Genomic DNA, 9,551 nt, shown 5'->3' on the forward strand with positions numbered 1-9,551 from the left:
GCCTCAGGGTCGTGACACTGGCCACACTACCTCGGGAAAACGTCGAATCAAAATCGATTCAGAAGATCGACCCGCGTGACCCCGATCACCTCTGGAACCGTTAGTGTGCTAGTTGTCACACTGCACGACGCGTGGCACAGCCGTAGCCGGTTCCCTGCCAGCCCCACCACACGGGAGGCATGATGTCCACCTCCGAGATCGCCGAGCTGCGGCGAACCATCGGCCAGCTCCGGCAGTGCGTCGGCGCACTGCGCTCTCGCTACGGCGACGCGTCGGCGGTCCGCCGGCTCGCCAACGACGTCGAGCGCCTCGACATCGACACCGCGGACCTCGACGGCGTGCCCCTCGCGGTGCCCGCCCAGGCGAAGGCCGCGGAGCGCGTCCCCGTCCCCGACACCCCCTACGACCCGGCGCTGTGGCACGGCGCCGATGACGAAGGCGTCGGCGGCTACAAGCGCGACCAGCGGTGAGCGCTCCCGCTGACAACGGCGTCGGCACCGGCGTCCGGGCCCCCAAGCGGGCCCGGATCGCCGAGCGCACCCTCCGCACGGACCGGTGGTGGCTCCAGCCGCTGCTGACCGTGCTCGGACTGTCGGCGTTCATCATCTACGCGACGGTCCGGTCGTTCGTGCGCACCGCATACTGGGTGCCCGACTACCACTACCTGACGCCGTTCTACTCGCCGTGCCTGTCCACTTCCTGCGTCGAAGGCTCGAGCCACTTCGGCCACTGGTTCGGCGACCTGCCCGGGTTCATCCCGCTCGGCTTCGTGGTGCTGCCGTTCCTGCTCGGGTTCCGCCTGACCTGCTACTACTACCGCAAGGCCTACTACCGGTCGGTGTGGTTCTCCCCGCCCGCCTGCGCCGTCGCGGAACCGCACGCCAAGTACACCGGCGAGACACGGCTGCCGCTGATCATCCAGAACGTCCACCGCTACTTCTTCTACGTCGCGCTGATCGTCTCGCTGGTCAACACCTACGACGCGATCACGGCGTTCCACGGGAAGACCGGGGGCTTCGGCTTCGGGCTCGGCAACATCATCCTGCTGGCCAACGTGATCCTGCTCTGGGCCTACACGCTGTCCTGCCACTCGTGCCGGCACGTGACCGGCGGGCGGCTGAAGCACTTCTCCAAGCACCCGGTGCGCTACTGGATCTGGACCAAGGTCTCGAAGCTCAACACCCGCCACATGACGCTGGCCTGGACGACGCTCGGCACGCTGGTGCTGACCGACTTCTACGTCATGCTCGTCGCCAGCGGCGCGATCTCGGACCTGAGATTCGTCAACTAGCGCCGCATCTTCCCAACCACAGACGTCCCCAGTTCCGAGGTGGAATCTCTTCATGACCGAGGTCGAACGGCACAGCTACGACGTGGTGGTGATCGGTGCCGGTGGCGCCGGTCTGCGCGCCGTGATCGAAGCCCGTGAACGCGGCTTCCGCGTCGCCGTCGTGTGCAAGTCCCTGTTCGGCAAGGCGCACACGGTGATGGCCGAGGGCGGGTGCGCCGCCTCGATGGGCAACGCGAACTCGAACGACAACTGGCAGGTCCACTTCCGCGACACCATGCGCGGCGGGAAGTTCCTCAACAACTGGCGGATGGCCGAGCTGCACGCCAAGGAGGCGCCGGACCGCGTCTGGGAGCTCGAGACGTACGGCGCGCTGTTCGACCGCACCGCCGACGGCCGGATCAGCCAGCGCAACTTCGGCGGGCACACCTACCCGCGGCTGGCGCACGTCGGTGACCGCACCGGGCTCGAGCTGATCCGCACGATGCAGCAGAAGATCGTCTCGCTGCAGCAGGAGGACTTCGCCGAGACCGGGGACTACGAAGCGAAGATCAAGGTCTTCGCCGAGTGCACGGTCACCGAGCTGCTCACCACCGAGGGCCGCATCGCCGGCGCGTTCGGCTACTGGCGCGAGAGCGGGCGGTTCATCCTTTTCGAGGCGCCCGCGGTCGTGCTCGCCACCGGCGGCATCGGCAAGTCGTTCAAGGTGACGTCGAATTCGTGGGAGTACACCGGTGACGGCCACGCGCTGGCCCTGCGGGCGGGCGCGAAGCTGATCAACATGGAGTTCGTCCAGTTCCACCCGACCGGGATGGTCTGGCCGCCGAGCGTCAAGGGCATCCTCGTCACCGAGGGCGTGCGCGGTGACGGCGGCGTGCTCAAGAACTCCGACGGCAAGCGGTTCATGTTCGAGTATGTGCCCGACGTGTTCAAGGGGCAGTACGCGGAGAGCGAAGACGAAGCCGACCGCTGGTACGCCGACGCGGACAACAACCGGCGCACGCCGGACCTGCTGCCCCGCGACGAGGTGGCCCGCGCGATCAACTCCGAGGTCAAGGAGGGCCGCGGCTCCCCGCACGGCGGCGTCTTCCTCGACATCGCCAGCCGGCTGCCGGCCGAGGAGATCCGCAAGCGGCTGCCGTCGATGTACCACCAGTTCAAGGAGCTGGCGGACGTCGACATCACCGCGGAGCCGATGGAGGTCGGCCCGACCTGCCACTACGTCATGGGCGGCATCGAGGTCGACCCGGACACGGCGGCGGCGAGCGTGCCCGGCCTGTTCGCGGCCGGCGAGTGCTCGGGCGGCATGCACGGATCCAACCGGCTCGGCGGCAACTCGCTGTCCGACCTGCTGGTGTTCGGCCGGCGCGCAGGCCTGGGCGCGGCCGAGTACGTGTCCGGTCTCGACGGCAGGCCCGCCGTGCTGGAGTCCGATGTGGACGCCGCGGCGAAGATGGCGCTCGCGCCGTTCGACCCGCCGGCCGGTGCTTCCGCGGAGAACCCGTACACGCTGCACACCGAGCTGCAGCAGTCGATGAACGACCTGGTCGGCATCATCCGCAAGGCGGAGGAGATGGCGCAGGCGCTGGCGAAGCTCGACGAGCTGCGGCAACGGATCCTGCGCGTGACCGTCGAAGGGCACCGGCAGTTCAACCCCGGCTGGCACCTCGCGATCGACCTGCGCAACATGCTGATGGTCAGCGAGTGCGTCGCGAAGGCGGCGTTGACGCGAACCGAAAGCCGCGGCGGGCACACACGGGACGACTACCCCGGCATGGAAGCGGACTGGCGCAACAAGCTGCTCGTGTGCTCGGCGTCCCCGGGGGACAACCCGGTGGTGCCGGACGTCGACGTCGAGGTGAAGGAGCAGGTGCCGCTGCGGCAGGACCTGCTGGAGCTGTTCGAGTTCGGCGAACTCGGGAAGTACTACACCGATGCGGAGCTCGAGACGCACCCCGGGAGCAAGGCATGAGCTACAAGGCGAGTTTCCGGGTCTGGCGCGGCGACGCCGACGGCGGCGGGCTGCAGGACTTCACGGTGGAGGTGAACGAGGGCGAGGTCGTCCTCGACATCATCCACCGGCTGCAGGCGACCCAGGCCGCGGACCTCGCCGTCCGCTGGAACTGCAAGGCGGGCAAGTGCGGCTCGTGCTCGGCGGAGATCAACGGCCGCCCGCGCCTGCTGTGCATGACGCGGATGTCGACGTTCACCGAGGACGAGGTGATCACGGTGACGCCGATGCGGACGTTCCCGGTGATCCGCGACCTCGTCACCGACGTGTCGTTCAACTACACGAAGGCGCGCGAAATCCCGTCGTTCACGCCGCCGGCGGACCTGAAGCCGGGCGAGTACCGGATGCAGCAGGTCGACGTCGAGCGGTCGCAGGAGTTCCGCAAGTGCATCGAGTGCTTCCTGTGCCAGAACACCTGCCACGTGGTGCGCGACCACGAGGAGAACAAGGAAGCCTTCGCCGGGCCGCGGTACCTGATGCGCATCGCGGAGCTGGAGATGCACCCGCTGGACGTCGCGGACCGGCGTGACGCGGCGCAGGACGAGCACGGTCTCGGGTACTGCAACATCACGAAGTGCTGTTCGGAGGTGTGCCCGGAGGGCATCCACATCACGGACAATGCGCTGATCCCGATGAAGGAGCGCGTGGCGGACCGGAAGTACGACCCGATCGTGTGGCTGGGCAACAAGCTCTTCCGGCGGGACAAGTAGGGCTTTCCCCCTCGACGCTCGCGAACCGCGCCTCGGGCCGGTTCGCGAGCGTCTTTTTTCGCCGTGGCAAGGTGGGGGGATGGAGATCGAGCTGCTGCCGCCGTCCGCCGACCCCGCGGTGATCGAGCGGATCACCGGGCTGGTCAACCAGGTCTACGCCGAGTCCGAGAAGGGGCTCTGGCTGGGAAGCACCGACCGGACGTCCCGCGACGAGATCACCGGCTTCGTGGCAGCCGGGGAAATCGCCGCGGCCTTCGCGGACGGTGACCTCGCCGGGTCCGTGCGGATCCGGCGGCTCGACGACGTCGTCGGCGAATTCGGCATGCTCGCCGCCGATCCGGCACGGCGGGGCCTCGGCGTCGGGCGGGAGCTGGTGCGGTTCGCCGAGCAGACCAGCCGCGACGCCGGATGCCGGGAGATGCAGCTCGAACTGCTCGTGCCACGCGGCTGGACGCATCCGTCGAAGCAGTTCCTGGCCGAGTGGTACGGCCGCCTCGGCTACCGCGTGACGCACCGCGCCGACCTCGCCGAGGACTACCCGCACCTCGCGCCGTCGCTGGCCACGCCGTGCGATTTCCTCATCTACCGCAAGGAGCTCGCGTGACGGTGCTCGCCGGAGCGCGCGTATTCGACCCCGAAACCGGGGAGACGACCCGCGCGGACGTGCGGCTGGACGGCGACCGGATCGCCGAAGTCGGCCGGGGCCTCGACGGCGAGCGGGTCGACTGCGCGGGCGGGCTGCTGATTCCGGGGCTCATCGACTGCCACGTACACGTCGCCTTTCCGCGGCCCGAGCCGTTGCCGCGCAGCGCCCGGATCCTCGAAGCCGTGCCGGTATTGCACGGGTTGGTGGCGCGCGGGATCACAACCGTCCGAGACGCTTGGGGCGCCGACGCCGGGTTCAAGCACGCCCTGCGCGAGGGGTGGATCGCCGGGCCGGACCTGCTGATCAGCCTGCGTCAGCTGGGGCCGACCGGCGGCCTCGGCGACAGCTGGGAGCCGCCCGCCGGCGCCGTCGACCACTACGGCGACCCGTCGCTGCCCGACCCGCTCTTCGACGGCGCGGACTCGGCGCGCGCGGCGGTCCGCCGGATGGTGCGGGCGGGCGCCGACTGGATCAAGGTCGGTGCGAGCGGGGCGATGCGAGCGGTGCGCTCGGGAACCGACGTCCGGCCGACCGACGACGAGCTCGCCGCGCTGGTCGACGAGGCCCGCCGCTGCGGCCGGGACGTCTTGGCCCACGCGCACACGTCCGCCGCCGTCGTCTCGGCTGCCCGCGCCGGGGCACGCAGCATCGAGCACGGCACCTTCCTCGACGACGCCGCCGTCGAGGCGCTGGCCGGCGCTTGGTACGTGCCGACGCTCTCGCCGATCAGCGATAGCGAATTCGCCGAGACGCACCGCCGTTCGCTCCGGCTCGCAGCGGAGGCGGGGGTCCGCATCGCCGCCGGCTCGGACCTGGCTTTGCGTCCCCATGTCGACTTGACGACCGAATTGCGACTGCTGGCCGAGGTGCTCGGCGAAGCGGCGGCGCTGAAGGCGGCGACCTCCGAGGCGGCGCGATTGCTCCGCCTCGACGACGACCGCGGCCGCATCGAGCCGGGGTTGCGCGCGGATTTGGTGCTGCTGGACGGCACGGGTCTCGACGTGACCGACCTGCCGGGGCGGACCCGGGCGGTCTGGCAGGGTGGGAAGCGCGTTATCGGGGCGCGTCCGTGAGTGGTTGAGCCGGACCTCTGATGGGGGCGTTTTCGGTGCAGGGTGGCCGAAGAAGGTATCCGGGCTCGGTTCCCGGCTGGTGATCGGCGAAGAGGATGCCGGCGGCGACCTCGAGTGGATCAGCTCGGTGGACTTCGAGCGTGAGCCGGGCGCATCAGTATTCCGCCGGGGTCGGAGAAAGAGGGACGCGTAGCTGGGCTCGAAGCCGTCTCCTCGGCGTGGAACCGTTGCCACGCAAGCCATTCGGCTGTGCGGTGCCCGGCGCCGGGTGCCTTCGTGGCCCGGGCTGCGGTGACGTTCTCGGTCACTGTCTCAGGCGTTCGTACTCGTCCGCGAACCGGACGAGCCACTCCAGGGACTGGCCTTCGGGGAGGGCCACCTGTTCCAGGCGGGTGGTGAGCAGGTAGAACGCCTCCACGGCGATGCGGTCGTCGACGAACAAGCCCGCGGTGTACGTCTCTTCGTAGACGACCGGTGGGTGTTCGGGGAACTCCATGACCGTGAACGTCGTGCTCAGTACGCGGAACGTGGGGTCCGACTCCGGGACCACCCGGATGACGCAGTGCGGCAGGTTCGTGGCCAGCACGAGGTTCTGCAACTGTTCGTGCATGAGCGACGGGCTTCCGACCACCGAGCGCAGCGCGCGCTCGTGGATGAAGAAGGTGCAGCTCGGCGGGTTGTGGCGTTGCAGGAGCTGCTGCCGGTCCACGCGGGCGCGGGTCAGCGTGTCGAGCCTGTCCGCGGTGTAGCGGCCGGTGAGTTCGAAACAGGTGTGGACGTACTCCTCCGTCTGCAGCATCCCGGGGATGGCGGCCGGGCTGTAGTAGACCATCGACCGCGCGAGGTTCTCCTGGATGAGGAGGGATTTCGTCGGGTCGACGAGCTTGTCGAAGTACGGCCGCACCCAGTAGAGGTCGCCGGACGGCTTGGCCAGCTCGAGGAGCCGCGCGCGTTCGGCGGCTCCGGTGCCGCAGTGGGCGAGGTAGATCGCGGCGTCGACCGCCGAGATGCGGCGGCCGTTCTCCCAGGCCGACACCTTCGACGCCGACCAGTCCGCGCGGCGGGCCACCTCGCGCAGGGTCATCCGCTTCTGCTCGCGCTGGCCCTTGAGCTCGTAGGCCATTTCGCGCGTGCGCACCGTGCTCTTTTCGGTCATGGCACGGACGGTAGAGGGGACCTCCGACAAAACGACGCACGCCGCGCGCGGATTCACCGCAAGGAGGTCGCTGTTCCGCCTGTGTGACAACGCAATCCGGCTCCCGAAGCGGTGTGAAGCTGCTTCGCGCGGCGAAGGCGCTTCGCGCATCCTAAGCGATATAGGGCGGCGTAAAAAATGCGTCCGGCGATTCGGCGAAATGGTGCGGAGCCGCTTCGGTGCGGGGGCGGCCGACGGCAGCGCGGCCGGGCGCGAGGTGGTTGACTGCCCGCATGGCTGAACCGAAACCGCGGGGCCTGGCCGCCCTGTTGCTGACGCTGACCGTCGTCACCGGGGTGGTCGATGCCGTCAGCTTCCTCGGGCTGGGCCGGGTCTTCGTCGCCAACATGACCGGGAACGTGGTGTTCCTCGGGTTCGCGGCGGCGGGGGAGACGACGCTGTCGGTGCTCGCCTCGCTGACCGCCGTGCTCGCGTTCCTGGCCGGCGCGCTCGCCGGTGGCCGGCTCGCGCGGCGGGAGGACGACTACGACGCGCTGCGGCAGGCGACCGTGGTGCAGGCCGCCTTGATCGCGGTCGCCGTCGTGCTCTCCGCCACCCTCGGCGGCGGTACGCGGCTCGGCGCCGAACTGCTGATCGTCGTGCTCGGGCTGGCGATGGGCCTGCAGAACGCCGCCGTCCGCCGGATCGGGGCGCCCGACCTGACGACGACCGTCCTGACCATGACGCTGACCGGCTTCGCGGCCGACTCCAAGGCGGCCGGTGGGACCGGCTCCCACCCGCTGCGGAAGGTGGCCGCCGTCGGCGCGATGCTCGCCGGGGCCTTCGCCGGCGGGCTGCTGCAGCTGCACGTGGCCATGTGGGCCGCGCTCGCCGTGGCGTTGGTGCTGGTCCTGGCCGTGCTCGCCGCGCTGCACCGGGCGAAGCGGTCCACAGAGGACTGACCGGGACCGGGGAGGCCACCGCGGTGGCCTCCCCGGAGCCGGATCAGGCGCCGGTGACCCTGAGCTCGACCAGCGTCGCCGGGTCCTGCCCCGCGCCCTCGCCGAATCCGGTCCAGCCGTGCGTGTCCACGTTCACCGTGGTCGGGGCGCCCTTGATCGTGACCGTCGCCTTGACGTTGTGCGCTTCCTGGTCGTCGCCCTTGGCCTGGAAGGCGTACGGGATGCTCAGCTTGAGGTAGCCGCTCGGCCCGGTCACCTGGAAGCAGTAGTGACCCGGGTCGGTGCCGTGGTCGGCCGGGTTGTTCGTCGAGTACACCTCGATCACGCCGGTGTGGTCGGCGCAGCCGACCAGGACGATGTGCCCGTCGCCGCTGACCAGGGTGATGCCGCGGTCGCGCAGGATCTTGTCCGCGCCCGGGTAGCTGTAGTCCTCGACCAGGCCGGGCGGGGTGTCGTCGGCGGTCGCGGCGTGGGTGATCGCGGCTGTGCCGGAGATCACGGCGGCGCCGGCGACGGCGGCCGCGGCGAGCAGGGTGGTGCGGAAACGCATGTCGGGTTGCACTCCTTGTCGTTGACGGGGCTGGGCGCGCGTCGCCGGACAGGGTGCTGCGTCCTCGACCCGACATGGCCCCCCATGCGAGAACAGACGGACCGTATCCCCCGTTCCACGGTCCGGTCAACGGCGGTGATCATTACTTGATCGGAGTCTTTTCTTCACGGCGAACCTGCGCTTAAGGTACGTCTCGGCTGACACAGGGGGGACCGCGTGGGCGCGGCAGCCGGCGGCTTGCTGCCGCCGAACCCCCTGCCGATCTGACGAGGGGGCAGCGGGGTACATGGGCATCCGACACCTACGGGCCGTTCTGACGGCGACGACGGCGTTCGCGCTCGTCGCCGGCATCATGGCGACACCGGCCGCGGCGGCGGACCCGCCGCAGCCGACGGAACGCCAGCGGGTGCTGGCGCTGATGCGCGACGGCAGCCCGGTGATCTCCCGCGCGGCCGAGGCCGCGCTGTGCGGCACCGACGACGACGTGCACACCTTCCTGGCCACCGGGCTGAGCCGGGTGCAGGAGGTCTCCGACCGCGTCGCCGTGCAGCAGATGATCTCCACCGGCGGCCCGGCAACGCAGCACGCGGCGAACGCCGCCCTCGGCGGCACCATCGCCGATGTGCGGGCCTTCCTCGCGAACGGGTGGCGACAGCCCTGGCAGACCGACCTGCGCGTGCAGGTCTCGCGGCTCCAGTCGGCCGCCACCGGCCCAACCGTGAAGAGCGCGGCCAACACCGCCCTCAACGGCACGTCCGACGCCCAGCTGGCCTTCCTCGGCCAGGGCTACCAGCGCGCCCAGGTGATGGACGACCGGATCGCCGTGCAGCGGCTGATCAACGCCGCCGGGGCCGAGGTCAAGAAGGTCGGCAACTGGGCGCTGTCGTCCAGCGCGGACGACGTGCGCTGGTTCCTCCAGAGCGGCTACCAGGTCGCGTTGCAGCGTGACCAGGAGACCGCGACGGTCGCGCAGCTCGCCGACCTCGCGAAGAGCTCCCAAGTCCGCGCGACCGAGCAGACGCAGGCGGCGAAGGACGCGGCCGACCAGGCCGCGACCGCCGCCGCGGCCGCGAAGGTCGACGCGCAGATCGCCGCCGACGAAACGCGCAAGGCGCAGGGCTCGGCCGAGCAGGCCGCCCAGGCCGCGGCGCGGGCGGCCGACGCCGCCAACCGGGC

At 70.2% G+C, this 9,551-nt stretch carries 10 protein-coding genes; 8 read left to right on the top strand and 2 right to left on the bottom strand.

From position 1 onward, the window contains the following. The first annotated feature begins 182 nt into the window (after positions 1–182). From ACWEF6_RS08770 to ACWEF6_RS08795, 6 genes are all read left to right on the top strand, one after another. The gene (locus tag ACWEF6_RS08770; protein WP_003054488.1) at positions 183–470 is read left to right on the top strand and encodes a hypothetical protein; all 288 of its coding nucleotides are present in this window, start codon (positions 183–185) and stop codon (positions 468–470) included. After that, entirely contained in the window at positions 467–1,291 is an 825-nt protein-coding gene (locus ACWEF6_RS08775) for a hypothetical protein (protein ID WP_449682333.1), read from the top strand. The genes ACWEF6_RS08770 and ACWEF6_RS08775 overlap by 4 nt, the downstream gene beginning before the upstream one ends. Positions 1,292–1,343: 52 nt before the next feature. Next, complete coding sequence (locus tag ACWEF6_RS08780; protein WP_449682334.1) at positions 1,344–3,260, top strand: fumarate reductase/succinate dehydrogenase flavoprotein subunit; 1,917 nt, start codon at positions 1,344–1,346, stop codon at positions 3,258–3,260. Further along, complete coding sequence (locus tag ACWEF6_RS08785; protein WP_043783250.1) at positions 3,257–4,009, top strand: succinate dehydrogenase/fumarate reductase iron-sulfur subunit; 753 nt, start codon at positions 3,257–3,259, stop codon at positions 4,007–4,009. Before ACWEF6_RS08780 ends, ACWEF6_RS08785 begins: the two co-directional genes overlap by 4 nt. Before the next feature lie 79 nt (positions 4,010–4,088). After that, positions 4,089–4,613 (top strand): GNAT family N-acetyltransferase, encoded by a 525-nt coding sequence (locus ACWEF6_RS08790; protein ID WP_449682335.1) that lies wholly within the window; start codon positions 4,089–4,091, stop codon positions 4,611–4,613. After that, positions 4,610–5,728, top strand: coding sequence for an amidohydrolase family protein (locus ACWEF6_RS08795; RefSeq protein WP_449682336.1), 1,119 nt, complete (start codon positions 4,610–4,612; stop codon positions 5,726–5,728). Before ACWEF6_RS08790 ends, ACWEF6_RS08795 begins: the two co-directional genes overlap by 4 nt. Positions 5,729–6,032: 304 nt before the next feature. Here the strand turns inward: ACWEF6_RS08795 and ACWEF6_RS08800 are convergent, their stop codons facing one another. After that, positions 6,033–6,884, bottom strand: a complete 852-nt coding sequence (locus ACWEF6_RS08800) for a helix-turn-helix domain-containing protein (protein ID WP_449682337.1) — start codon at positions 6,882–6,884, stop codon at positions 6,033–6,035. A 272-nt stretch (positions 6,885–7,156) separates the two neighbouring features. On the opposite strand from ACWEF6_RS08800, the gene ACWEF6_RS08805 reads away from it, so the two are divergent. Beyond that, positions 7,157–7,825 (top strand): YoaK family protein, encoded by a 669-nt coding sequence (locus ACWEF6_RS08805; protein ID WP_449682338.1) that lies wholly within the window; start codon positions 7,157–7,159, stop codon positions 7,823–7,825. 43 nt (positions 7,826–7,868) lie between these two features. Here the strand turns inward: ACWEF6_RS08805 and ACWEF6_RS08810 are convergent, their stop codons facing one another. Then, positions 7,869–8,375, bottom strand: coding sequence for a hypothetical protein (locus ACWEF6_RS08810; protein ID WP_449682339.1), 507 nt, complete (start codon positions 8,373–8,375; stop codon positions 7,869–7,871). Between the two features lie 286 nt (positions 8,376–8,661). Between ACWEF6_RS08810 and ACWEF6_RS08815 the strand changes: the two genes are divergently transcribed. Further along, positions 8,662–9,551, top strand: an 890-nt coding sequence (locus ACWEF6_RS08815; protein WP_449682340.1) for an ALF repeat-containing protein, incomplete at its 3' end; no start/stop codon positions are given.

This window comes from Amycolatopsis sp. NPDC004772, from assembly GCF_053601215.1.